Here is a 24,679-nt window from a genome sequence, read left to right as displayed (position 1 = left end):
GAGAATGCTAGTTATCCCTTGACTAATTGTGGAGAGCGTACCGCTATTTTCAAAGCAGTTTCGGAGGGACAACGGGAGTTTTCAGAGTTGATTGTCTACGGACAAACTGAAAACCCCATCTCACCATGTGGTGCTTGTCGTCAGGTCATGGTTGAGTTTTTTGAACAAGATCTAAAAGTGACCTTAGTCGCTAAAGATAAATCGACGGTCGAGATGACGGTCGGGGAGTTACTTCCATACTCATTTACAGACTTAAATTAGTCTGAGCTACTCTTCGAGTGGCTGTGGTCTACGTGACCAAACGATCTATACTTGCAACATCGTTGCGCATCTTATTTAGGAGGTTCAGTAATGAACAAGAAACAATGGCTAGGCCTTGGTCTAGTTGCAGTAGCAGCAATTGGCCTTGCTGCATGTGGTAACCGCTCTTCTCGTAACGCAGCTTCATCTTCATCAGATGTGAAGACAAAAGCAGCAATCGTCACTGATACTGGTGGTGTTGATGATAAATCATTCAACCAATCAGCTTGGGAAGGTTTGCAAGCTTGGGGGAAAGAACACAACCTTTCTAAAGATAAAGGTTACACTTACTTCCAATCAACAAGTGAAGCAGACTATGCTAACCACTTGAACCAAGCAGCAGGAAACTATAACTTGATCTTCGGTGTTGGTTTTGCCCTTAAAAATGCAGTTGAAGAGGCAGCAAAAGAACACACTGACTTGAACTATGTCTTGATTGATGACGTTATCAAAGATCAAAAGAACGTTGCAAGTGCTACTTTTGCAGATAACGAAGCGGGTTATCTTGCAGGTGTTGCTGCGGCTAAAACAACTAAGACAAAACAAATCGGTTTTGTAGGTGGTATGGAATCTGAAGTTATCTCACGTTTTGAAGCTGGTTTCAAAGCAGGTGTTGCTTCAGTAGACTCATCTATCAAGGTTCAAGTAGACTACGCTGGTTCGTTTGGTGACGCAGCTAAAGGTAAAACAATCGCTGCTGCTCAATATGCCGCTGGTGCAGATATTGTTTACCAAGTAGCTGGTGGTACAGGTGCAGGTGTCTTTGCAGAAGCAAAATCATTGAACGAAAGCCGTCCTGAAAATGAAAAAGTTTGGGTTATCGGTGTAGACCGTGACCAAGCAGAAGAAGGTAAATACACTTCTAAAGATGGTAAAGAATCAAACTTTGTTCTTGCTTCAACTTTGAAACAAGTTGGTACAGCTGTAAAAGACCTTGCTAATAAAGCGGAAAAAGGTGAATTCCCTGGTGGACAAGTTATTGTCTTCTCATTGAAAGATAAAGGGGTTGACTTGGCAGTAACAAACCTTTCAGAAGAAGGTAAAAAAGCTGTCGAAGAAGCAAAAGCTAAAATCCTTGATGGAAGCGTAAAAGTTCCTGAAAAATAATGGATAAAAGTCATTTCTTAGGAAGCGGCCATCGGTCGCTTCTTTAAGAATTGAGGCAATTTTTGTCTCAATAGAGCTTGTTAATGTGATTAGCAGGTTTTATTGAAATAAAATAAACCTCTGAAAGGAAGAGCATATGGCACACGAAAATGTCATTGAGATGCGGGATATTACCAAGGTGTTTGGTGAATTTGTAGCAAACGACAAGATCAATTTGCAACTGCGAAAAGGTGAAATCCATGCACTTTTAGGAGAAAATGGAGCGGGTAAATCCACTCTGATGAATATGCTGGCAGGACTTCTTGAGCCAACTAGTGGTGAAATTGCAGTGAATGGTCAGTTTGTAAAACTAGACTCCCCTTCTAAAGCCGCTAGTCTTGGAATTGGGATGGTTCACCAACATTTTATGTTGGTCGAAGCTTTTACAGTAGCTGAGAATATCATTTTGGGGAGTGAAATCACTAAAAATGGTATGCTAGATATAGCCGAAGCTACTAGAGAAATCAAGGCTCTTTCTGAACGTTATGGTTTGGCAGTGGATCCTGCTGCTAAGGTGGCGGATATTTCCGTTGGTGCCCAACAACGTGTAGAAATCTTGAAAACACTTTATCGTGGTGCTGATATCCTCATCTTTGACGAACCTACGGCAGTATTGACTCCTTCAGAGATTGACGAGTTGATGGCTATCATGAAAAACCTTGTCAAAGAAGGAAAATCCATTATTTTGATTACCCATAAACTGGATGAAATTCGTGCGGTATCCAATCGTGTGACGGTTATCCGTCGTGGGAAATCAATCCAGACGGTTGAGATTGCTGGAGCTACCAATGCTGATTTGGCAGAAATGATGGTAGGGCGCTCTGTCTCCTTTAAAACGGAGAAACAGGCACCTCAACCAAAAGAAGTAGTTTTGTCTATCAAGGACTTGGTTGTTAATGAAAACCGTGGTGTTCCAGCTGTGAAGAATCTTTCTTTGGATGTTCGTGCTGGTGAGATTGTTGGTATTGCAGGTATTGATGGCAATGGTCAATCTGAACTCATTCAAGCCATTACAGGTCTTCGTAAGGTTGAGTCTGGTAGTATTGAATTAAAAGGCAAATCAATCGTGGGGATGCACCCACGACAAATTACGGAACTCAGTGTAGGGCATGTTCCTGAAGACCGTCACCGTGATGGTTTGATTTTGGAGATGATGATTTCAGAAAATATCGCTCTTCAAACCTACTACAAAGAACCACTCAGTAAGAATGGTATTTTGAACTATGCCAATATCACTTCACATGCAAAGAAATTAATGGAAGAATTTGACGTCCGTGCGGCAAGCGAATTTGTTCCAGCAGCAGCTCTTTCAGGAGGAAATCAACAAAAAGCGATTATCGCTCGTGAAATTGATCGTGATCCTGATCTCCTTATAGTCAGCCAACCAACTCGTGGTTTGGATGTCGGTGCCATTGAATATATCCACAAACGTTTGATTGAAGAACGTGATAACGGGAAGGCTGTCCTTGTTGTCAGCTTTGAATTGGATGAGATTTTAAATGTCTCAGACCGAATTGCTGTTATTCACGATGGTAAGATTCAAGGTATTGTATCGCCAGAAACGACTAACAAACAAGAACTTGGTGTCTTGATGGCAGGTGGAAACTTGGGAAAGGAGAAGAGTGATGTCTAAAAAATTACAACAAATTTCGGTTCCCTTGATTTCCGTATTCTTAGGAATCTTGCTCGGGGCCATTGTCATGTGGATCTTCGGCTACGATGCTATCTGGGGGTATGAGGAGCTGTTTTATACAGCTTTTGGTAGCCTTCGTGGGATTGGGGAAATTTTCCGTGCCATGGGACCTCTAGTCTTGATTGGTCTTGGTTTTGCTGTTGCTAGTCGGGCAGGTTTCTTCAACGTTGGACTTCCTGGTCAAGCGCTTGCCGGATGGATTCTCAGCGGTTGGTTTGCCTTGTCGCATCCAGATATGCCACGTCCAATGTTGATTTTAGCGACTGTGATGATTGCTCTGATCGCAGGTGGAATTGTTGGTGCGATTCCAGGTATTCTCAGAGCTTATCTCGGTACGTCAGAGGTTATCGTAACTATTATGATGAACTACATTGTATTGTATGTAGGGAACGCCTTTATTCATTCTTTCCCGAAAGACTTTATGCAAAGTACAGACTCAACGATTCGTGTGAGTGCCAATGCTAGTTACCAGACACCATGGTTATCTGAGTTGACTGGCAATTCTCGGATGAATATCGGTATCTTCTTTGCTATCATTGCTGTTGGTGTGATTTGGTTCTTGCTCAAGAAAACGACTCTCGGTTTTGAAATTCGTGCAGTTGGTCTCAATCCCCATGCCTCAGAGTACGCTGGTATTTCAGCAAAACGTACAATCATCCTATCAATGATTATTTCTGGTGCCTTGGCTGGTCTTGGTGGAGCTGTCGAAGGTCTAGGAACCTTCCAAAACGTTTACGTTCAGGGGTCATCATTAGCTATCGGATTTAACGGGATGGCGGTTAGTTTGCTTGCTGGGAATTCACCAATTGGAATCCTCTTTGCTGCCTTCTTATTTGGTGTTCTGCAAGTTGGTGCGCCGGGTATGAACGCAGCACAAGTTCCGTCTGAGCTTGTCAGCATTGTAACAGCGTCTATTATCTTCTTTGTCAGTGTTCACTATATTATCGAACGCTTTGTCAAACCTAAAAAACAAGTTAAAGGAGGTAAGTAAGGATGTCTATTACAACATTACTCACCCTCTTAGTCTCTTCTATGCTGATTTACTCAGCACCACTTATTTTTACGAGTATCGGAGGAGTTTTCTCTGAACGTGGTGGTGTCGTTAACGTCGGTCTTGAAGGAATTATGGTTATGGGAGCCTTTTCTGGGGTTGTCTTTAACCTTGAATTTGCAGAACAACTTGGAGCAGCGACCCCTTGGATTTCCTTGTTAGTTGCTGGTATCGTGGGAGCTATTTTCTCCCTCATCCATGCAGTCGCTACAGTTCATTTCCGTGCGGACCATGTTGTCAGTGGTACAGTATTGAACTTGATGGCTCCTGCCTTAGCAGTTTTCTTGGTTAAAGTTCTTTATAACAAAGGGCAAACGGATAACTTAAGCCAGACTTTTGGACGTTTTGATTTCCCAGTTTTGGCTGATATCCCTGTGATTGGAGATATCTTCTTCAAGTCAACCAGTCTACTAGGTTATATCGCGATTGCCTTCTCATTCTTTGCATGGTTTATTCTCTTTAAGACACGTTTTGGTCTTCGCCTTCGCTCTGTTGGTGAACACCCTCAAGCAGCGGATACCTTGGGGATCAATGTCTACAAAATGAGGTATCTTGGGGTTATCATTTCAGGTTTCCTTGGCGGAATTGGTGGAGCTATCTACGCCCAATCAATCTCAGTCAACTTCTCAGTGACAACCATTGTAGGGCCCGGATTTATTGCTCTTGCGGCAATGATCTTTGGTAAATGGAACCCAATCGGTGCTATGCTTTCCAGTCTCTTCTTTGGACTTTCACAAAGTTTGGCAGTTATCGGTTCTCAATTGCCTTTCCTACAAGGAGTGCCAGCGGTTTACCTTCAAATCGCCCCTTATGTCTTGACCATCCTTGTCTTGGCAGCCTTCTTTGGAAAAGCAGTTGCACCAAAGGCAGATGGTATCAACTATATCAAATCAAAATAACAGGCTTATTAATAGCATACAAAAAACGTCAGTTCAAACTGGCGTTTTATTTTTTAGGATTTTGATGAGTTAAGTTCAGTCCCCAAGGAACGAGGTTTTCAGTTTTGTTTTTGATGCGTGTGATATTATCCTTGTGACGAATGATAATCAAGCTAGCAAGTGCTAGGATAATCAGAATGAAGAGAGGGTCATAGCTGTTTAGGATAAAACCAAATAGTGGAAATAGGAGAACTCCGATAACGGCCGCGATAGAAGCAACAACGCTAGATAGCGAAATCATGCTACCCAGATAGAGGGTTCCAAAAAATACAATCGCTAGGTAGAGACAGAAGACAGGCACAAATCCAAAAACAACTCCAGCACTTGTTGCGACAGCCTTGCCACCTTTAAATCCTGCAAAGATAGGAAAGGTATGTCCAATCACAGCCAAAAGTCCAAAGGCAAGAGGTGATACACCTTGTTGGTGGAAAAGAATAGGAAGTAGAGTTGCCAAGGCTCCTTTAAAGAAGTCAATCACAAAGGTTGCCATACCTGCTTTCTTACCTAAAATACGGAAAGTATTGGTCGTACCAGTATTTCCAGAACCGTGTTCACGCAGATTTGTTTGAAAGAAAATTTGTCCAATCCATAGACCAGACGGAATCGAACCTAGCAAATAAGCTAGTATTAATAATACAAATGTCATCATGTGTCTATTATACCATGAAATGGTGTGGAAAGCAGAGAATATCTTGTGAAATTGTGACAGCTGAATGGGAAAAATTTTGCAAAATCCCTAGAAAACCTGTAAAATAGAAAAGATGAACAAATAGGAGGTTCCTTGTGTCAAAAAAGGAAATCAATATTAACAACTACAATGATGATGCCATTCAGGTGCTAGAAGGGTTGGATGCAGTCCGTAAACGTCCGGGGATGTATATCGGATCGACTGACGGTGCGGGTCTCCATCACCTAGTCTGGGAAATTGTGGACAATGCAGTCGATGAAGCCTTGTCTGGATTTGGTGACCGCATTGATGTGACCATCAATAAAGACGGAAGTTTAACCGTTCAAGACCATGGTCGAGGAATGCCGACTGGGATGCACGCCATGGGAATTCCAACTGTTGAGGTTATCTTTACCATTCTCCACGCTGGAGGGAAATTCGGTCAAGGGGGTTATAAGACATCTGGTGGTCTCCACGGGGTGGGATCTTCAGTCGTTAATGCCCTTTCTAGTTGGCTAGAAGTTGAAATTACTCGTGACGGTACAGTCTACAAGCAACGTTTTGAAAATGGTGGAAAACCTGTTACAACCTTGAAGAAAATTGGTACAGCACCCAAGTCTAAGACAGGTACCAAGGTTACTTTCATGCCTGACGCGACGATTTTTTCTACGACAGACTTTAAGTACAATACCATTTCAGAACGTCTCAATGAGTCAGCCTTCCTCTTAAAAAATGTCACCTTGTCATTGACGGACAAGCGAACAGATGAAGCGATTGAGTTCCACTATGAGAACGGAGTTCAGGACTTTGTTTCCTATCTGAACGAAGACAAGGAAACCTTGACGCCAGTCCTATACTTTGAAGGCGAAGACAATGGTTTCCAAGTGGAAGTTGCCCTCCAGTACAATGATGGATTTTCAGATAACATCCTATCCTTTGTCAATAACGTTCGTACGAAAGATGGTGGAACGCATGAGACAGGTCTTAAGTCTGCCATTACTAAGGTCATGAACGATTATGCGCGTAAGACGGGACTTCTCAAGGAAAAAGATAAGAACCTTGAGGGTTCAGACTATCGTGAAGGACTAGCAGCTGTTCTTTCTATCCTAGTTCCGGAAGAACACCTCCAGTTTGAGGGTCAGACAAAGGATAAGCTGGGAAGCCCACTAGCTCGTCCAATCGTCGATGGGATTGTGGCTGATAAGTTGACCTTCTTCCTTATGGAAAATGGTGAATTGGCTTCCAATCTCATTCGCAAGGCTATCAAGGCGCGTGATGCGCGTGAAGCGGCACGTAAGGCGCGTGATGAGAGCCGAAATGGTAAGAAAAATAAAAAAGACAAGGGCTTGTTGTCTGGAAAATTGACTCCAGCCCAGTCTAAGAATCCAGCAAAGAACGAGCTCTACCTAGTCGAAGGGGACTCTGCCGGTGGTTCTGCCAAACAAGGCCGTGACCGTAAGTTCCAGGCTATCTTGCCCCTTCGAGGTAAGGTGATTAATACAGCCAAGGCCAAGATGGCAGATATTCTCAAAAATGAAGAAATCAATACCATGATTTATACCATCGGTGCGGGTGTGGGAGCAGACTTCTCCATTGAAGATGCCAACTATGACAAGATCATTATCATGACCGATGCGGATACCGATGGTGCCCATATTCAAACTCTTCTCTTAACATTCTTCTACCGTTATATGCGTCCGCTAGTTGAGGCAGGACATGTCTATATCGCCCTTCCGCCTCTTTACAAGATGTCAAAAGGGAAAGGCAAGAAAGAAGAAGTGGCCTATGCTTGGACGGACGGAGAGCTAGAAGAACTCCGTAAACAATTCGGTAAAGGCGCTACTCTCCAACGCTACAAGGGTCTTGGTGAGATGAATGCGGACCAACTCTGGGAGACGACTATGAATCCTGAAACCCGTACCCTTATCCGTGTCACCATCGAAGACCTAGCACGCGCTGAACGCCGCGTCAATGTCCTCATGGGAGACAAGGTCGAACCACGCCGTAAGTGGATTGAGGATAATGTCAAGTTTACGCTGGAGGAGAGTGGGGAGATGGTGTTTTAGGGGGAAGAATGTATGGATAAACAAAAATTGATATCTTTTTTCTTTGATTTTACTGGAATGGATTTGGACAAGCTTTTAGAGGGGCTGGGAATAGATGAAAAACTTGAAACCCAAAAAATTCAAAATGCAGTAAACGATTTTGAAAAATATATATTGGAAAGACATGGCGAAAATCCTAGTTATGAGGGTATAGCCAAATTCTGGAAGGAAAATCAAGTTTCTGAAGAGCTTATAAAAATTCGGTATAACTTGAATAGTAAATATAAAGATTATAAAGAATTTAAAAATCACCTCAAAACAATGATTAGTAGCCAAGACTTTAATCCTGATCTGTTTTTTGAATTGATGGATGAATTTGAAAAATGTTTGTCTGATACGATACTTGATCTTTCAACACTCTCAAAATCTGATGTTGCGCTACATAAAAATTGCATGAAGATACTAGGGGTGAAATCGCTAGTTTGTCAGAACAAAGTAGCAAGCAACATCAGGAACTTTTAGAGGTGATTAAACAAGTGCAGAGTCCGGATATTTCAGATTTTGATTGGTATTTTGAAGCTGTCGAGTTAGAAGGTCGTTCTGTTAACTGTTATGAATTGAAATCTCAGTATAAAGATTTAGTATTGAAGGATGTCAAATTTTGGTATGTCAATAAGTTATGGAAAGAGAGACTTGAAGGCGAAATTGACCGAGCTTTAACATGGATTGGATTTATTGAAGATGACATAAAGATTATAGATGAATTTTCTGAAAAGGGCATTCTAAAAATCTTAGGAGATAAATATGTTACCTTGTATCAAAAATATAATTATCAGACTATGAAAGCATGCTTTGAACGTTTAAATTTCAGAGAGCACTATCTACAAAGTAAAGCTATTTTTGAAGATCTGTTTTCCGATGGAACCTCATATAAATGGATTGTGACGAACAAAGCCGAAATAGGGGATATTAAAGTTGGGAGTAAACTTTCTAATACAGATGTAGAGGGTTTCAAAAAATTCTATACTCTTGATTGTGTTGGCGGACCAGCACAATTGGTGAATGACTTTTTCTATGAAGGGAAAAGTCTTCTAGTTATTGAAGGAACTTTTAAAGGTAATAAAATTTATACTGTATTTGAATTTACGACTTCAGGTCAGGCTAATACAAGAAATTTAATTCCGAGCAGAGCTCAATCGTTATCCGATGAAGATGATAAAATTATTGAATTAATAGAAAATTCAATTAAAAAAGGTCTGGATTATGATTTGAATAAGTTTATTGATTATAGTAGTCTATCCAAGATGAAGCATTACTTTATTGAACCTTTAGATTAAAAACTTTTTATATATCCTAGTATTTCACCCCCAAAACAAGAAATCCCACCTGAAGAATATCTTGTCTGGAGGGAAATAACCCAAATCACACATGTGTGTTTTGAGTTATTGGAGTAAAATACGAATATTTAGATATGTTCTGAATTATTTTAGAGCAAAAACTTAAAAACACATCATTGAAAGAGGAGTTTTATGAAAAAAGAATATGGAATCACTAGTTTAACTGTGCGCAATTTGGAAAACAACGAATTTTTCCAGCTCATGTCTGAGAGCAAGGACGAGTTGGAGGCTTTTACAAAAGCCAATAAGTCTGAGCAGGTTTACGCAACGAAGCTTGGGGATATGGAGAAACTTCTTGAGACTTTGCAAGCTGGTTTGCACCGTTCCAAGGCCAGTCAAACGGTGGCTAGTCTGGAAACGTCTGATCGTGAGCGTGATGATGCGCTTTCTACCTTGACTGGTTTGGTCAAGGCCTTCTCTCGTGTCAAAGAAGCAGGTAGCAAGGAAGCTTACGACAAACTCAGCAAACTTTTCAAGAATTATGCTGGGCTAACGAGTATGAGCTACGAAAAAGAGACAGAAGCTATTAACCATTTGCTAAAGGAGCTAAAAGATACTGACTACCAAACTGCCCTTGCAACCCTGCATTTGACAACTCATGTAGAAACCTTGACAAAGGCGCAGGCTCAGTTTGAAAAAGCCTATAAGAAGCGCTTGGCTGAGCAAAAAGGCAAGGCACCTAGTCAAAACAAGGAATTTCGTGTGAAACTGCAGGAAATCTATGACTTCCTTGTGGATTTTACTGCAATCAACGCTTATGCTTATCCAGATAAAAAGCAGTATGCCGATCTCCGTGACCATCTCAACGCTATCCGTAGTCGCTATAAAAAACGCAAGCCAATCAAAAAAATTACCCCAACACAACCAGAAGAAGCCAAGTAGGTTGTTCTGGTTAATTTATGCGAGTCAAAATAAATCTTAGAAAGTGAATATAGGATATAAAGATGAATGAATTAGTGATTGGATTATTTGCGGCTCTGTTAGGTGCAATTGTATCAATCTTTACCTTATATACCAATTATAGAAGTTCTTTAGATGGCATTTCAGGCTGGCGCTCAAAGCTTTTTGATGCAGCTTCTGCTAAAGAAATTACGCTTAAAGAAGTTCAGGTGTTAAGGACAGCTCTACGCTATGAACCAACTCAGAAAGTTCAAGAAAACACTTTTGATTGGATATCTAATATCATGATTTACTATTGTGATTATATTTCGTTAAAGTATTTTGAACATCATGAAACAAGTCTCTTGTATCAAGAACAGGAAATCATCAGAGTTTTTATCAGATGTCTGTTGAAGAACCATTGGGAATACAATGCTTCTATGCTATCATCGTTGAAATTTTTGAAGGTTTATTACAATGCTTCAAAACAACCAGAATTTATTCGTGAAACGTATGAGAAAGCAAAGGCAATAAGTAGAACCTTAGAGAATGACAATGAAGAATACGATCTGATTGAAAAAATCAATAAAAAGATGATGGGAAGTGTATGAGATGAAGCATGATATAGATATTAAGATCACTAAAAATAGTGAGGAGAAGATAAATAAATTTAATGTTGAAGATTATTTAAAAAATGTAAAATCTAGTGAAACTAATCAAGTGGAGGAAGACAAGGATAATATTATGCCAAAAATTTCAGGTTGGGCCATATTGCTCATGATTGTTATTGTAGGAGTTAATTTTGCAAGCAATCAAAGCTGGTGGTTCAAGCCAATTGGACGTCAAACAAATGTATTAGCTGTTCTGTTAGTAGTTTTACTTATTATTAATGAGCTTTTTAAAAAGAAAAAATAAAAACAAAGATGGCTGTCAAAGTCATGAAAAAACTAGGCATGAAATTTGTCAAAGAATTTGATAATGAAAAAGTTCCAGCAGACAGTCCCCTTTATAGACATATCCTCTACAGAATCAAGAATCTCCACTAAAAAGGCAGGTATTTCCATGAGAACAGAATCCGAAATGTTGAATCTAATTTTACAAATCGCAAAAAATCTCCAAGTCGAGGCTGTCGCCATGTCTGGTTCACGGACAAATCCAAAAGCACCAAAAGATGAGTTTCAGGATTACGACGTGGTCTATGTCGTGGACGACTTAGATAATCTGACGAGTGACCTTTCTTGGTTAGACCAGTTTGGCACTCGTACCATTGAGCAGCATAATGTCCTAGGCAACCGTCGACTTTATCTGATGCTATTTGAAGATGGAAATCGGATTGATTTGATCCTCTGTCCTACGGAGTATATTCAAGAGTGGGTGGATAGTGAAGCAGGGTTCACCGTTTTAGAAGATCCTAAGGGTTTGTTTGAACCTTATCTACCGAGTCCTCAACGCTTTTGGACGAGCCCAGCTAGTGCAATAGAGTTTGACAAAGCCTGCAATGAATTTTGGTGGGTATCAGCCTATGTGGTTAAGGGTATTCGTCGTAAGCAACTCATCTATGCGACGGACCATCTCTACGGCATTTGTCAACAAGAACTCTTGAAGATCTTAGCTTGGCAGGTTGCAAGTGATAATGGAACAGTCGATATCGGCAAGAACTACAAGTATCTTTTCCAGTATTTACCTGCAGAGAAGGAGAAGGAATTCTCGAATCTGCTTGATTTTTCAAGTAAAGAGAAAATCACTCAGTCTTTGTTTGCTACGATGGACCTTTTCCACAGAGAAGCGCAGGCCTTCTCTCTTAAAACCGGCTTCCACTATGACAAAGTAACCGCAGAGAGGATGATCAAGTATGCTGAGGAGAGACTCGAAACAAATGAAACATTTACAAAATAATAAGACAACAAAATTTTTACTGATTAGTTTTCTCATTTCTTGGGGATTTGGTTGGGGATTGCTCGCTTTTCTGACGCAAATGAGCCTCTTAAGTCTAGCAAGTCCACTAGGAGTTTTTCTCCATTTACTAGGAGGTTTCGGTCCAACCATTGCAGCCATTTCTTGTTTGCCTCAAAAATCCATTAAAAGCATAGTCTCTTTTATCTTAGGGGACTCAAAGAAATATATTTTGTTATTTCTTTTACTAATTTTCGTGCAGACAGGTGTCATTGCTTTCTCATCTAAGGAGCTTAATCCGGCTTTTCCACTAGGAAATTTGTTTGTTGTTTTTTTGAGTGCAGTCTGTGTTTATGGTGGCGAAGAAGAATTGGGATGGCGAGGCATCTTGCAACCAACTTTGGAAACTAGATTCTCCTTTTGGATTTCCGGTTTGATAACAGGTTGTATTTGGGCAATATGGCATGTACCTTTATGGTTTGTGATTGGAAGTTCCCAAAGTAGGATGCCTTTTATATTATTCAGTCTATTTGCAATTTATCTCAGTATTGTTCTAGCAGCTGTTTTCAAAAAGACTAAGTCGATCCTTTATTGCGCCATTTTTCACGGCCTAATTAATACCCTACTTAGCTTATTTGTTATTAAAATTAATCTTTTATTCATTCTAGGATTAGTAGGATTGCTCTTCTTTTCTCACTACCTACAAAGAAACAGTTAAATTTATACAATATAGATTTACTTTACAATAAAACACTAAAAAGAGAATTATTATGTCTAACATTCAAAACATGTCCCTTGAGGACATCATGGGAGAGCGCTTTGGTCGCTACTCCAAGTACATCATTCAAGACCGAGCTTTGCCAGACATTCGAGATGGCTTGAAGCCGGTTCAGCGTCGCATTCTTTATTCGATGAATAAGGATGGCAATACTTTTGACAAGAGCTACCGTAAGTCTGCCAAGTCAGTTGGGAACATCATGGGGAATTTCCACCCACACGGTGACAGTTCCATCTATGATGCTATGGTCCGTATGTCTCAGGACTGGAAAAATCGTGAGATTTTGGTCGAAATGCACGGGAACAACGGTTCTATGGACGGAGATCCGCCTGCGGCGATGCGTTATACCGAGGCTCGTTTGTCTGAGATTGCAGGCTACCTTCTTCAGGATATCGAGAAAAAGACAGTTCCCTTTGCTTGGAACTTTGACGATACTGAGAAAGAGCCGACTGTCCTGCCAGCAGCATTTCCAAACCTCTTGGTCAATGGTTCGACTGGGATTTCGGCTGGTTATGCCACAGACATTCCACCTCATAATTTGGCTGAGGTTATCGATGCGACAGTTTACATGATTGACCATCCAACTGCCAAGGTGGACAAACTCATGGAATTCTTGCCTGGACCAGATTTCCCGACGGGAGGAATCATACAAGGGCGTGACGAAATCAAGAAGGCCTATGAAACTGGGAAAGGGCGCGTGGTCGTTCGCTCTAAAACTGAGATTGAAAAGTTAAAAGGTGGTAAGGAGCAAATCGTTATCACTGAGATTCCTTATGAAATTAATAAGGCCAATCTGGTCAAGAAAATCGATGATGTTCGTGTCAATAACAAGGTGGCTGGGATTGCTGAAATTCGTGACGAGTCTGACCGTGATGGTCTTCGCATTGCTATCGAACTCAAGAAAGACGCGAATACCGAGCTGGTTCTTAACTATCTCTTCAAATACACTGACTTGCAAATCAATTACAACTTTAACATGGTGGCGATTGATAATTTCACGCCTCGTCAGGTCGGGATTGTTCCAATCTTGTCTAGCTACATCGCCCACCGTCGTGAAGTAATTTTGGCTCGTTCCCGCTTTGACAAGGAAAAAGCTGAGAAACGTCTTCACATCGTCGAAGGTTTGATTCGCGTGATTTCGATTTTGGACGAAGTCATTGCCCTTATCCGTGCTTCTGAGAACAAGGCTGACGCTAAGGAAAATCTTAAGGTTAGCTATGATTTTACAGAAGAGCAGGCTGAAGCTATCGTTACATTGCAACTTTATCGTTTGACCAATACAGACGTGGTTGTCTTGCAAGAAGAAGAAGAAGAGCTTCGTGAAAAGATTGCTATGCTTGCTGCTATCATCGGTGATGAGCGGACTATGTACAATCTCATGAAGAAAGAGCTTCGTGAGGTTAAGAAGAAATTTGCGACTCCTCGTTTGAGTACTTTAGAAGATACAGCAAAAGTCATCGAGATTGATACAGCCAGTCTTATCTCCGAGGAAGATACCTATGTCAGCGTGACCAAGGCAGGCTACATCAAACGGACTAGCCCTCGTTCCTTCGCAGCTTCTACGCTGGAAGAAATTGGCAAACGTGACGATGACCGTTTGATTTTTGTTCAATCTGCCAAGACAACGCAACATCTCTTGATGTTCACGACTCTTGGGAATGTCATTTATCGACCAATCCATGAGTTAGCAGATATTCGCTGGAAGGACATCGGAGAGCACTTGAGCCAAACGATTACAAACTTTGAAACCAATGAAGAAGTTCTCTATGTCGAAGTCGTGGATCAGTTTGATGATGCGACAACCTACTTTGCTGCCACTCGTCTCGGCCAAATCAAGCGTGTAGAACGCAAAGAATTCTCTCCATGGCGGACCTACAAGTCTAAGTCTGTTAAGTACGCTAAACTCAAAGACGAGACAGACCAAATTGTAGCAGTGGCTCCGATTAAACTGGATGATGTTCTCTTGATTAGTCAAAACGGTTACGCCCTTCGTTTCAATATCGAAGAGGTTCCGGTTGTTGGTGCCAAGGCTGCGGGTGTCAAGGCTATGAATCTGAAAGCAGATGATGCACTTCAGGCTGCCTTTATCTGTAACACCTCATCCTTCTACCTCTTGACCCAACGTGGAAGCTTGAAACGTATTTCTTGTGAGGAAATTCCAGCGACTAGCCGTGCCAAACGAGGCCTACAAGTCTTGCGTGAGTTGAAAAACAAACCGCATCGTGTCTTTTTAGCAGGAGCAGTTTCAGAGCAAGGTTTCGTTGGTGATCTTTTTAGTACAGAAGTAGAAGAAAACGACCAAACGCTGCTGGTCCAATCCAATAAAGGAACAATCTATGAGAGTCGATTGCAAGACCTCAACTTGTCAGAACGTACTAGCAATGGAAGTTTTATTTCTGACACCATTTCAGATGAAGAAGTTTTTGATGCTTACCTCAAAGAAGTCTTTAAAGAGGATAAAGCAAATCCTTAAAAAGAATCAGTCCAAGGGGCTGATTTCTTTATGTTGAAAAAATTTTCAGAAAATTACAAATAATACTTGAAATTTTACTAGAAAAGTGTAGAATAGAACACATAGTTTGAATAGTATAAAGGAGAAACACATGACAGTTGCAATTGATTGGGAAAATCTTGGTTTTGCTTATATGAAACTACCTTACCGTTATATCGCTCATTACAAAAATGGTCAATGGGATCAAGGAGAATTGACAGAGGATGCAACCTTGCATATTTCAGAGTCTTCTCCAAGTCTCCACTATGGACAGCAAGCATTTGAAGGTCTGAAAGCCTATCGTACGAAGGACGGCAGTGTTCAATTGTTCCGTCCTGACGAAAATGCCAAGCGTTTGCAACGTACTTGCGACCGTCTTTTGATGCCACAAGTTCCGACAGAAATGTTTGTAGAAGCTTGTAAAGCAGTTGTGCGTGCAAATGAAGAATACGTCCCACCATATGGAACAGGTGGAACCCTTTATCTTCGTCCACTTTTGATTGGTGTTGGAGATATCATTGGGGTAAAACCAGCAGAAGAGTATATTTTCACCATTTTTGCTATGCCAGTTGGTAACTATTTTAAAGGTGGATTGGTTCCAACGAATTTCTTGATTCAGGATGAATACGACCGTGCAGCTCCAAATGGTACGGGTGCGGCCAAGGTAGGTGGAAACTATGCTGCTAGCCTCCTCCCAGGTAAAATGGCCAAATCACGCCATTTCTCAGATGTTATCTACCTAGACCCATCTACACATACAAAGATTGAGGAAGTCGGATCAGCCAACTTCTTTGGAATCACGGCCGACAATGAATTTGTTACGCCATTGAGTCCATCCATCTTGCCATCTATTACCAAGTACTCTTTGCTTTACTTGGCAGAACACCGCTTGGGCTTAACACCGATTGAAGGTGATGTCCCAATCGACAATTTGGATCGTTTTGTAGAGGCAGGTGCCTGTGGTACAGCAGCGGTTATTTCTCCAATTGGTGGCATCCAACACGGCGATGATTTCCATGTTTTCTATAGTGAAACAGAAGTAGGACCTGTTACACGTAAACTCTATGATGAATTGACGGGTATCCAATTTGGTGATGTGGAAGCACCAGAGGGATGGATTGTCAAAGTGGACTAAAAGACATGAAGTAAAGAAGAACTCCGTAGCAGTTGTAATCGCTGAAGTGGAGTTTTTTCTTGCTAGTTTGAGCATTTTCTTGTACAATAGAAAAAGTGAAAAGAGGTACAGTATGAGTAAAAAAGATAAGAAAATTGAAATCCAATTAACAGATGCAAAAGTGACTGTTGGAAAAGACAGTTATGAAGGTTACGTTTTGACAATCGGGAAAAAGGTCATTGGTGAAATTGCCGAATTAGATAGTCAATTTGCCATCATAAAGAATGGAAATGTCGATAGTTTTTATAAAAAACTTGAAAAAGCTGTGGAAATTTTGATTGAAAACTATAATTTAACAAAATAATGCTTGTTTTTTTGAAAATTTCATGATATAATAGTTTTCGTTAAGCATTGGAGAGATAGCGAAGAGGCTAAACGCGGCGGACTGTAAATCCGCTCCTTCGGGTTCGGGGGTTCGAATCCCTCTCTCTCCATCTCATCATTGGGGTATAGCCAAGCGGTAAGGCAAGGGACTTTGACTCCCTCATGCGTTGGTTCGAATCCAGCTACCCCAGTTCTTAGGTAATAAATTCAAGATAAAAAGAAAAATATCTTAGGGTATTTTATTTTTATATTGGAAGACGTGAACAATACGAACATGTTCTTGCGGGTGCTTAGGAAAAAAATTATAAGTATGTCAAGTTTTGGAAAAGACTTGATTGTTGGAGGATTTTTTAGATGAATGAATTTGAAGATTTGCTAAATAGCGTTAGCCAAGTTGAGCCTGGTGATGTTGTTAGTGCTGAAGTATTGACAGTTGATGCGACTCAAGCTAACGTTGCAATCTCTGGAACTGGTGTTGAAGGTGTCTTGACTCTTCGCGAATTGACAAACGATCGCGATGCAGATATCAATGACTTTGTGAAAGTAGGAGAAGTATTGGATGTTCTTGTACTTCGTCAAGTAGTTGGTAAAGATACTGATACAGTTACATACCTTGTATCTAAAAAACGCCTTGAAGCTCGCAAAGCATGGGATAAACTTGTAGGACGCGAAGAAGAAGTTGTTACTGTTAAAGGAACTCGTGCCGTTAAAGGTGGACTTTCAGTAGAATTTGAAGGTGTTCGTGGATTCATCCCAGCTTCAATGTTGGATACTCGTTTCGTACGTAACACTGAGCGTTTTGTAGGTCAAGAATTTGATGCTAAAATCAAAGAGGTTGATCCAAAAGAAAACCGCTTCATCCTTTCACGTCGTGAAGTTGTTGAAGCAGCTACTGCAGCAGCTCGTGCTGAAGTATTCGGTAAATTGGCTGTTGGTGATGTCGTAACTGGTAAAGTTGCTCGTATCACTAGCTTTGGTGCTTTCATCGACCTTGGTGGTGTTGACGGATTGGTTCACTTGACTGAATTGTCACACGAACGTAACGTATCACCTAAATCAGTTGTAACTGTTGGTGAAGAAATCGAAGTGAAAATCCTTGATCTTAACGAAGAAGAAGGACGCGTATCACTTTCACTTAAAGCAACAACACCTGGACCATGGGATGGCGTTGAGCAAAAATTGGCTAAAGGTGATGTAGTAGAAGGAACAGTTAAACGTTTGACTGACTTCGGTGCATTTGTTGAAGTATTGCCAGGTATCGATGGACTTGTTCACGTATCTCAAATTTCACACAAACGTATCGAAAATCCAAAAGAAGCTCTTACTGTTGGTCAAGAAGTTACTGTTAAAGTCCTTGATGTTAATGCTGATGCAGAACGCGTATCACTTTCTATCAAAGCTCTTGAAGAACGTCCAGCTCAAGAAGAAGGACAAAAAGAAGAAAAACGTGCTGCTCGTCCACGTCGTCCAAAACGTCAAGAAAAACGTGATTTCGAACTTCCAGAAACACAAACAGGATTCTCAATGGCTGACTTGTTCGGTGATATCGAACTTTAATCAAATTGATAATCACAAAATCCTTTGTTTAAAACAAGGGATTTTTCTTTTGTCTCTTTCCCATTTTTGATATAATAGTTCTATGTTAGATTCAGAAAAACAATCACAATATCAATTGTTAAATGAGGAACTCTCTTATTTACTAGAAGGTGAGACCAATGTTCTTGCCAATCTTTCGAATGCTAGTGCCCTCCTAAAATCTCGCTTTCCGAATACTGTATTTGCAGGGTTTTATCTGTTTGATGGTAGCGAGTTGGTTTTAGGGCCTTTTCAGGGTGGTGTTTCTTGTATTCGCATTCCACTTGGGAAAGGCGTGTGTGGAGAAGCTGCTGAGTTTCAAGAGACTGTTTTAGTTGGCGATGTGAGTACCTATCCAAACTACATTTCTTGTGATAGTATGGCCAAGAGTGAAATCGTGGTTCCCATGCTCAAGAATGGTCAATTGCAGGGTGTCTTAGACCTGGATTCTTCACTTATTGATGATTACAATGCCATTGACCGTGATTACTTGGAACAATTTGTCGCTATTTTGCTTGAGAAGACAGAATGGGACTTTACGATGTTTGAGGAGAAAGCCTAATGTATCAAGCACTTTATCGAAAATATAGAAGTCAAACTTTTTCACAATTGGTCGGACAAGAGGTTGTGGCTAAAACCCTAAAACAAGCGGTCGAGCAGGAAAAGATTAGTCATGCTTATCTTTTTTCAGGCCCTCGTGGAACTGGTAAGACCAGTGTAGCCAAGATTTTTGCCAAGGCCATGAACTGTCCGAACCAAGTGGACGGAGAACCATGTAATAACTGCTATATCTGCCAAGCTGTGACAGAAGGTAGTTTAGAAGATGTTATCGAAATGGATGCAGCTTCGAATAATGGAGTCGATGAAATCCGTGAAATTCGTGATAAATCCACCTATGCTCCTAGCTTGGCTCGTTATAAGGTCTATATCATAGACGAGGTTCATATGCTGTCTACAGGAGCCTTTAATGCGCTTTTGAAAACCCTAGAAGAGCCAACTCAAAATGTTGTCTTTATCTTGGCGACAACTGAATTGCACAAGATTCCAGCAACCATTTTATCACGTGTTCAACGTTTTGAGTTTAAATCGATTAGAACGCAAGATATTAAAGAGCATATCCAAACAATTTTGCAAAAAGAGAATATCAGTTCTGAACCAGAGGCTGTGGAAATTATCGCTAGACGTGCTGAAGGTGGGATGAGGGATGCCTTGTCTATTTTGGATCAAGCCTTGAGTTTGACGCAAGGGAATGAGCTCACGACTGCCATCTCTGAGGAGATTACAGGCACTATTAGTTTATCAGCTTTAGATGATTATGTAGCTGCCTTGTCCCAACAGGATGTTCCAAAAGCGCTTGATTCTTTGAATCTTTTGTTTGAAAATGGCAAGAGCATGACTCGTTTTGTGACGGATCTCTTGCAGTATTTGCGTGATCTACTGGTTGTTCAGACAGGTGGCGAAAATACTCATCATAGTTCAGTTTTTATGGACAATCTAGCTCTTTCCCAGGAAAGTCTCTTTGAAATGATTCGTCTAGCAACAGTAAGCTTGGCAGATATGAAGGCTAGCTTGCTACCCAAGATTTACGCTGAGATGATGACCATACGTTTAGCTGAAATCAAGCCTGAATCTGCGCTTTCAGGAGCTGTTGAAAGTGAAATTTCTGCACTGAGACAGGAAGTCGCCCGTCTCAAACAAGAACTTGCCAATGTGGGCACAGCTCCTAAACAAGTTGCGCCAGTTCCTAGTCGTCCAGCCACTTCCAAGACAGTCTATCGAGTAGATCGTAATAAAGTTCAATCTATCCTGCAAGAAGCTGTCGAAAATCCTGATTTGGCACGACAAAACTTGATTCGCCTCCAGAATGCATGGGGAGAAGTGATCGAAAGCTTAGCTGGTCCGGATAAGGCCCTTCTCGTAGGTTCTCAACCAGTTGCGGCCAATGAACACCATGCTATTTTAGCCTTTGAGTCTAATTTCAATGCTGGTCAAACCATGAAAAGGGACAACCTCAATACCATGTTTGGCAATATTCTCAGCCAGGCAGCTGGATTTTCACCTGAGATTTTGGCAATTTCCCTAGAGGAATGGAAAGAGGTTCGAGCAGCATTTTCAGCTAAAAACAAGTCTCCTCAAGCTGACCAAGAGGTGGAAGAAGAGAGCTTGATTCCAGAAGGATTCGAATTTCTAGCTGATAAAGTCATGGTTGAAGAAGACTAAAAGTGGATTTCATGATACAATAATCTTATGAATAGACAACAATTTATTATAATAGCGTTATTCACGGCTGCTGAGACTTATTTTTTCAATGAATCTTTGATGACTGGTCGCTATGTTATGGCAGCTTTTTGGGCCATTCTACTCTTTCGAAATTTTAGGTTAAGTTACGTGATGGGAAAAATCGTAGACGCTATTGATCAACACTTAAACCGCAAGAATTAGCCCCCAGCTTCTAGACAAAATCAAAGCCTTTTAGGCTTTTTTTTGTTATACTAGTAGAGTATATTTATTGACCTTTTGTCCTATTTTTTAGGGATTGTAAGCAATTTCCTAAAGTATTGAGCAAAATGTTTGAAAAAGAAAGGAACTATTATGTCAGTATTAGAGATCAAAAATCTTCACGTTGAGATTGAAGGAAAAGAAATTTTAAAAGGAGTCAATCTGACTCTGAAAACAGGAGAAATCGCAGCTATCATGGGACCAAATGGTACTGGTAAATCAACTCTTTCTGCCGCTATCATGGGGAACCCTAACTATGAAGTTACAAAAGGGGAGGTCTTGTTTGACGGCGTAAATATCCTTGAGTTGGAAGTGGACGAGCGTGCGCGTATGGGACTTTTCCTTGCCATGCAATACCCATCTGAAATCCCTGGAATTACCAACGCAGAATTTCTTCGTGCAGCTATGAATGCTGGTAAAGAAGATGATGAAAAGATTTCAGTTCGTGAGTTCATCACTAAACTAGACGAGAAAATGGAATTGCTCAACATGAAAGAAGAAATGGCAGAGCGTTACCTCAACGAAGGTTTCTCTGGTGGTGAGAAAAAGCGTAATGAAATCCTTCAACTCTTGATGTTGGAACCAACTTTTGCCCTTTTGGATGAGATTGACTCAGGTCTTGATATTGACGCCCTTAAAGTTGTATCGAAAGGTGTCAATGCTATGCGTGGCGAAGGATTTGGTGCTATGATCATCACTCACTACCAACGTCTTTTGAACTACATCACACCAGACGTTGTACACGTGATGATGGAAGGTCGTGTGGTCCTTTCTGGTGGTCCAGAATTGGCTGCCCGTTTGGAACGTGAAGGATACGCAAAACTAGCTGAAGAACTTGGCTACGACTACAAGGAAGAATTGTAATTCCCTCGTATCTTTTAGGAGAAGTAAATGACTAAAGAGAATATTAAACTTTTTTCAGAAATGCACGCTGAACCAAGCTGGTTGGCTGACCTCCGTCAAAAAGCCTTTGATAAGATTGAGAGTTTAGAATTACCAGTTATTGAGCGTGTCAAATTTCACCGTTGGAATCTGGGAGATGGAACCATCACAGAAAGTGAACCTTCAGCAAATGTTCCAGACTTCACAGCTCTAGATAATCACTTGAAGTTGGTGCAAGTTGGAACGCAGACTGTTTTTGAACAAACTCCAGTTGAATTGGCTGAACAAGGAGTAATCTTTACAGACTTCCACTCAGCTTTAGAAGAAATTCCCGAACTTATCGAGGAATTCTTCATGTCATCTGTTAAGTATGACGATGACAAGTTGGCAGCCTACCATACAGCTTACTTTAACAGTGGTGCTGTTCTCTATATTCCAGATAATGTTGAGATTACAGAACCAATTGAAGGTATTTTCTACCAAGATAGCGATAGCGATGTCCCATTTAACAAGCATATCCTTATCATTGCTGGTAAAAACTCTAAAATAAGCTATCTTGAACGTCTAGAGTCACGAGGTGGAGGTAGTGCAAAAGCAACTGCCAATATTACAGTTGAAGTGATTGCTCGTTCTGGTGCGCAAGTGAAATTTGCAGCTATTGACCGTTTAGGTGAAAATGTCACTGCCTATATTAGCCGTCGTGGTAAACTAGGCAACGATGCAAGCATTGACTGGGCGATTGGTGTCATGAATGAAGGAAATGTCGTTGCGGACTTTGATAGCGACTTGATTGGAAATGGTAGCCATGCTGACCTTAAAGTCGTAGCTCTTTCAAGTGGCCGTCAGGTTCAAGGGATTGATACTCGAGTGACTAACTACGGTTGCAACTCAATCGGAAATATCCTCCAACATGGGGTTATCCTTGAAAAAGCGACCTTGACCTTCAATGGTATTGGACACATTATCAAGGGTGCTAAGGGAGCAGATGCGCAACAAGAGAGCCGTGTTCTCATGCTTTCAGACCAAGCACGTTCAGATGCCAACCCAATTCTTTTGATTGATGAAAATGACGTAACTGCAGGTCACGCGGCTTCTATCGGGCAGGTGGATCCAGAAGATATGTACTACCTCATGAGCCGTGGCTTGGATAAGGCGACTGCGGAGCGTTTGGTTGTTCGTGGTTTCCTTGGATCTGTTATCGTTGAGATTCCAGTCCAAGAAGTTCGTGATGAAATGATTGCAACGATCGAAGAAAAATTGTCAAAACGCTAAGGGGAAGGCTATGTTAGATGTAGAAGCGATTCGCAAGGATTTTCCAATTTTAGACCAGATTGTCAACGATGAACCTCTGGTCTATCTGGACAATGCTGCGACGACACAGAAACCACTAGCAGTTCTGGAAACAATCAACCGCTACTATGAGCAGGACAATGCCAATGTTCACCGTGGTGTTCATACCTTGGCTGAGCGAGCAACAGCTTCTTATGAAGCTGCTCGTGAAACCATTCGTAAGTTTATCAATGCAGGCTCTACAAAGGAAGTTCTCTTTACCAGAGGAACGACAATCAGCCTTAACTGGGTGGCACGCTTCGCTGAGGAAATCCTGACTGAGGGAGACCAGGTCTTGATTTCTGTCATGGAACACCATTCCAATATCATTCCTTGGCAGGAGGCCTGCCGCAAGACTGGAGCAGAGCTTGTCTATGTTTATCTCAAGGACGGAGCTCTGGATATGGATGACTTGCGAGCTAAATTGACTGATAAAGTCAAGTTTGTCTCTCTAGCTCACGCCTCAAATGTTCTTGGTGTGGTCAATCCTATCAAAGAAATCACTCAATTAGCCCACCATGTTGGAGCTATCATGGTGGTGGATGGTGCTCAATCTACACCTCATATGAAGATTGATGTACAGGACTTGGATGTGGACTTCTTTGCCTTTTCGGGTCACAAGATGGCTGGTCCGACTGGTATCGGTGTGCTTTATGGCAAAGAAAAGTATCTTGAGCAAATGTCACCAGTTGAATTTGGTGGTGAGATGATTGATTTCGTCTATGAGCAATCTGCTAGTTGGAAGGAATTGCCTTGGAAATTTGAGGCTGGGACACCCAATATGGCAGGAGCTATTGGACTTGCAGCTGCAGTGGATTATCTAGAAAAGATTGGTATGGATGCCATTGAAGCTCATGAACAAGAACTGATTGCATACGTCTTTCCAAAATTGCAGGCCATTGAAGGTTTGACTATTTATGGTTCGCAGGATTTGGCTCAACGTTCAGGTGTTATTGCCTTTAACCTAGGTGATCTTCATCCCCATGACCTAGCTACAGCACTGGATTATGAAGGAGTGGCTGTTCGCGCTGGTCATCATTGCGCCCAACCTTTGCTCCAATATTTGGAAGTCCCAGCAACAGCTCGTGCAAGTTTTTATATCTACAATACTAAGGCGGATTGTGACAAACTAGTCGATGCTTTACAAAAGACAAAGGAGTTTTTCAATGGCACTTTCTAAACTAGATAGCCTTTATATGGCAGTGGTGGCAGACCATTCGAAAAATCCACATCACCAAGGGAAGCTGGAAGATGCTGAGCAAATCAGCCTCAATAATCCAACCTGTGGGGATGTCATCAACCTCTCTGTCAAGTTTGACACAGAGGACCGTTTGGAAGATATTGCTTTTCTAAATTCAGGATGCACGATTTCAACTGCCTCTGCTAGTATGATGACAGATGCCGTTTTAGGAAAAACCAAGCAAGAAATTTTAGAACTTGCGACCATTTTTTCAAAAATGGTGCAGGGGCAAAAAGATGACAGACAAGATAGTCTTGGAGACGCTGCTTTCTTGTCAGGTGTTGCCAAATTCCCTCAACGAATCAAGTGTGCAACCCTAGCTTGGAACGCTCTTAAGAAGACAATTGAAAATCAAGAAGATAAATAAGAAACATAGAA

The 24,679-nt window shown here is 41.2% G+C and carries 25 protein-coding genes, 2 tRNA genes and 1 pseudogene; 27 read left to right on the top strand and 1 reads right to left on the bottom strand.

The features are described 5' to 3' along the window. The 5 genes from SORDD05_RS02895 to SORDD05_RS02875 all read left to right on the top strand — a co-directional run. A partial coding sequence (locus SORDD05_RS02895; protein ID WP_061417008.1) for a cytidine deaminase occupies positions 1-261 on the top strand: 261 nt, incomplete at its 5' end. Between the two features lie 90 nt (positions 262-351). Continuing rightward, positions 352-1,407: a BMP family lipoprotein gene (locus SORDD05_RS02890; RefSeq protein WP_061417007.1), complete on the top strand. Its 1,056-nt coding sequence runs from the start codon at positions 352-354 to the stop codon at positions 1,405-1,407. 136 nt (positions 1,408-1,543) lie between these two features. Then, positions 1,544-3,079 carry an ABC transporter ATP-binding protein gene (locus SORDD05_RS02885; protein ID WP_061417006.1) on the top strand — a complete coding sequence of 512 codons (1,536 nt, stop codon included), beginning with the start codon at positions 1,544-1,546 and terminating at the stop codon, positions 3,077-3,079. Next, positions 3,072-4,130 carry an ABC transporter permease gene (locus tag SORDD05_RS02880; protein WP_061417005.1) on the top strand — a complete coding sequence of 353 codons (1,059 nt, stop codon included), beginning with the start codon at positions 3,072-3,074 and terminating at the stop codon, positions 4,128-4,130. Before SORDD05_RS02885 ends, SORDD05_RS02880 begins: the two co-directional genes overlap by 8 nt. A gap of 2 nt (positions 4,131-4,132) precedes the next feature. Beyond that, positions 4,133-5,089 (top strand): ABC transporter permease, encoded by a 957-nt coding sequence (locus tag SORDD05_RS02875; RefSeq protein WP_009730274.1) that lies wholly within the window; start codon positions 4,133-4,135, stop codon positions 5,087-5,089. A 46-nt stretch (positions 5,090-5,135) separates the two neighbouring features. On the opposite strand, the gene plsY is transcribed toward SORDD05_RS02875, so the two are convergent. Next, positions 5,136-5,777, bottom strand: a complete 642-nt coding sequence (plsY, locus tag SORDD05_RS02870; RefSeq protein ID WP_061417004.1) for a glycerol-3-phosphate 1-O-acyltransferase PlsY — start codon at positions 5,775-5,777, stop codon at positions 5,136-5,138. Positions 5,778-5,911: 134 nt separating this feature from the next. On the opposite strand from plsY, the gene parE reads away from it, so the two are divergent. The 22 genes and pseudogenes from parE to sufU all read left to right on the top strand — a co-directional run bounded on the left by parE (position 5,912) and on the right by sufU (position 24,668). Beyond that, positions 5,912-7,861: a DNA topoisomerase IV subunit B gene (gene parE / locus SORDD05_RS02865; protein ID WP_061417003.1), complete on the top strand. Its 1,950-nt coding sequence runs from the start codon at positions 5,912-5,914 to the stop codon at positions 7,859-7,861. Between the two features lie 12 nt (positions 7,862-7,873). After that, positions 7,874-8,362 (top strand): hypothetical protein, encoded by a 489-nt coding sequence (locus tag SORDD05_RS02860; protein ID WP_061417002.1) that lies wholly within the window; start codon positions 7,874-7,876, stop codon positions 8,360-8,362. Continuing rightward, positions 8,323-9,177 carry a hypothetical protein gene (locus tag SORDD05_RS02855; RefSeq protein ID WP_196757192.1) on the top strand — a complete coding sequence of 285 codons (855 nt, stop codon included), beginning with the start codon at positions 8,323-8,325 and terminating at the stop codon, positions 9,175-9,177. Before SORDD05_RS02860 ends, SORDD05_RS02855 begins: the two co-directional genes overlap by 40 nt. Before the next feature lie 192 nt (positions 9,178-9,369). Continuing rightward, a complete protein-coding gene (locus SORDD05_RS10115) occupies positions 9,370-10,119 on the top strand; it encodes a DUF6261 family protein (protein ID WP_061417000.1) in 750 nt (249 codons plus the stop codon). Positions 10,120-10,181: 62 nt separating this feature from the next. Continuing rightward, on the top strand, positions 10,182-10,727 hold the full coding sequence (locus SORDD05_RS02845; RefSeq protein ID WP_061416999.1) for a hypothetical protein: 546 nt from the start codon (positions 10,182-10,184) through the stop codon (positions 10,725-10,727). 1 nt (position 10,728) lies between these two features. Beyond that, positions 10,729-11,031: a hypothetical protein gene (locus SORDD05_RS02840; protein WP_061416998.1), complete on the top strand. Its 303-nt coding sequence runs from the start codon at positions 10,729-10,731 to the stop codon at positions 11,029-11,031. A 17-nt stretch (positions 11,032-11,048) separates the two neighbouring features. Continuing rightward, positions 11,049-11,162 (top strand): annotated as a pseudogene (locus SORDD05_RS10365) (N-acetyltransferase); the annotation flags it as partial. A 16-nt stretch (positions 11,163-11,178) separates the two neighbouring features. Next, on the top strand, positions 11,179-12,012 hold the full coding sequence (locus SORDD05_RS02835; RefSeq protein ID WP_061416997.1) for an aminoglycoside 6-adenylyltransferase: 834 nt from the start codon (positions 11,179-11,181) through the stop codon (positions 12,010-12,012). Next, a complete protein-coding gene (locus SORDD05_RS02830; protein ID WP_061416996.1) occupies positions 11,993-12,727 on the top strand; it encodes a CPBP family intramembrane glutamic endopeptidase in 735 nt (244 codons plus the stop codon). The genes SORDD05_RS02835 and SORDD05_RS02830 overlap by 20 nt, the downstream gene beginning before the upstream one ends. 52 nt (positions 12,728-12,779) lie before the next feature. After that, positions 12,780-15,260: a DNA topoisomerase IV subunit A gene (gene parC, locus SORDD05_RS02825; protein ID WP_081102447.1), complete on the top strand. Its 2,481-nt coding sequence runs from the start codon at positions 12,780-12,782 to the stop codon at positions 15,258-15,260. A 115-nt stretch (positions 15,261-15,375) separates the two neighbouring features. Next, complete coding sequence (locus tag SORDD05_RS02820; RefSeq protein WP_320410136.1) at positions 15,376-16,413, top strand: branched-chain amino acid aminotransferase; 1,038 nt, start codon at positions 15,376-15,378, stop codon at positions 16,411-16,413. Positions 16,414-16,525: 112 nt separating this feature from the next. After that, positions 16,526-16,756, top strand: coding sequence for a DUF2969 domain-containing protein (locus tag SORDD05_RS02815; protein WP_000037107.1), 231 nt, complete (start codon positions 16,526-16,528; stop codon positions 16,754-16,756). Between the two features lie 49 nt (positions 16,757-16,805). Continuing rightward, positions 16,806-16,886, top strand: a tRNA-Tyr gene (locus tag SORDD05_RS02810). A gap of 9 nt (positions 16,887-16,895) precedes the next feature. Continuing rightward, positions 16,896-16,967: transfer RNA gene (locus SORDD05_RS02805), tRNA-Gln, on the top strand. 163 nt (positions 16,968-17,130) lie between these two features. Next, entirely contained in the window at positions 17,131-18,333 is a 1,203-nt protein-coding gene (rpsA, locus tag SORDD05_RS02800; RefSeq protein WP_001001617.1) for a 30S ribosomal protein S1, read from the top strand. Positions 18,334-18,415: 82 nt separating this feature from the next. Further along, positions 18,416-18,913: a GAF domain-containing protein gene (locus SORDD05_RS02795; protein ID WP_061416994.1), complete on the top strand. Its 498-nt coding sequence runs from the start codon at positions 18,416-18,418 to the stop codon at positions 18,911-18,913. Further along, positions 18,913-20,571, top strand: a complete 1,659-nt coding sequence (dnaX, locus tag SORDD05_RS02790; protein ID WP_061416993.1) for a DNA polymerase III subunit gamma/tau — start codon at positions 18,913-18,915, stop codon at positions 20,569-20,571. The genes SORDD05_RS02795 and dnaX overlap by 1 nt, the downstream gene beginning before the upstream one ends. Positions 20,572-20,598: 27 nt before the next feature. Then, positions 20,599-20,793, top strand: coding sequence for a DUF3272 family protein (locus SORDD05_RS02785; RefSeq protein WP_061416992.1), 195 nt, complete (start codon positions 20,599-20,601; stop codon positions 20,791-20,793). Between the two features lie 150 nt (positions 20,794-20,943). Further along, a complete protein-coding gene (gene sufC, locus SORDD05_RS02780; RefSeq protein ID WP_061416991.1) occupies positions 20,944-21,714 on the top strand; it encodes a Fe-S cluster assembly ATPase SufC in 771 nt (256 codons plus the stop codon). Positions 21,715-21,741: 27 nt separating this feature from the next. Further along, a complete protein-coding gene (gene sufD / locus SORDD05_RS02775) occupies positions 21,742-23,004 on the top strand; it encodes a Fe-S cluster assembly protein SufD (RefSeq protein WP_061416990.1) in 1,263 nt (420 codons plus the stop codon). Positions 23,005-23,014: 10 nt separating this feature from the next. Then, positions 23,015-24,241 (top strand): cysteine desulfurase, encoded by a 1,227-nt coding sequence (locus SORDD05_RS02770; protein ID WP_061416989.1) that lies wholly within the window; start codon positions 23,015-23,017, stop codon positions 24,239-24,241. Then, on the top strand, positions 24,228-24,668 hold the full coding sequence (sufU, locus tag SORDD05_RS02765) for a Fe-S cluster assembly sulfur transfer protein SufU (RefSeq protein WP_061416988.1): 441 nt from the start codon (positions 24,228-24,230) through the stop codon (positions 24,666-24,668). Before SORDD05_RS02770 ends, sufU begins: the two co-directional genes overlap by 14 nt. Positions 24,669-24,679 lie beyond the last annotated feature (11 nt).

Source organism: Streptococcus oralis (assembly GCF_001578705.1).
Taxonomy (GTDB): Bacteria; Bacillota; Bacilli; order Lactobacillales; family Streptococcaceae; genus Streptococcus; species Streptococcus oralis_J.
The sequence above is the reverse complement of the archived record's forward strand: the minus strand, read 5'-3'. Positions and strand labels throughout refer to the sequence as shown.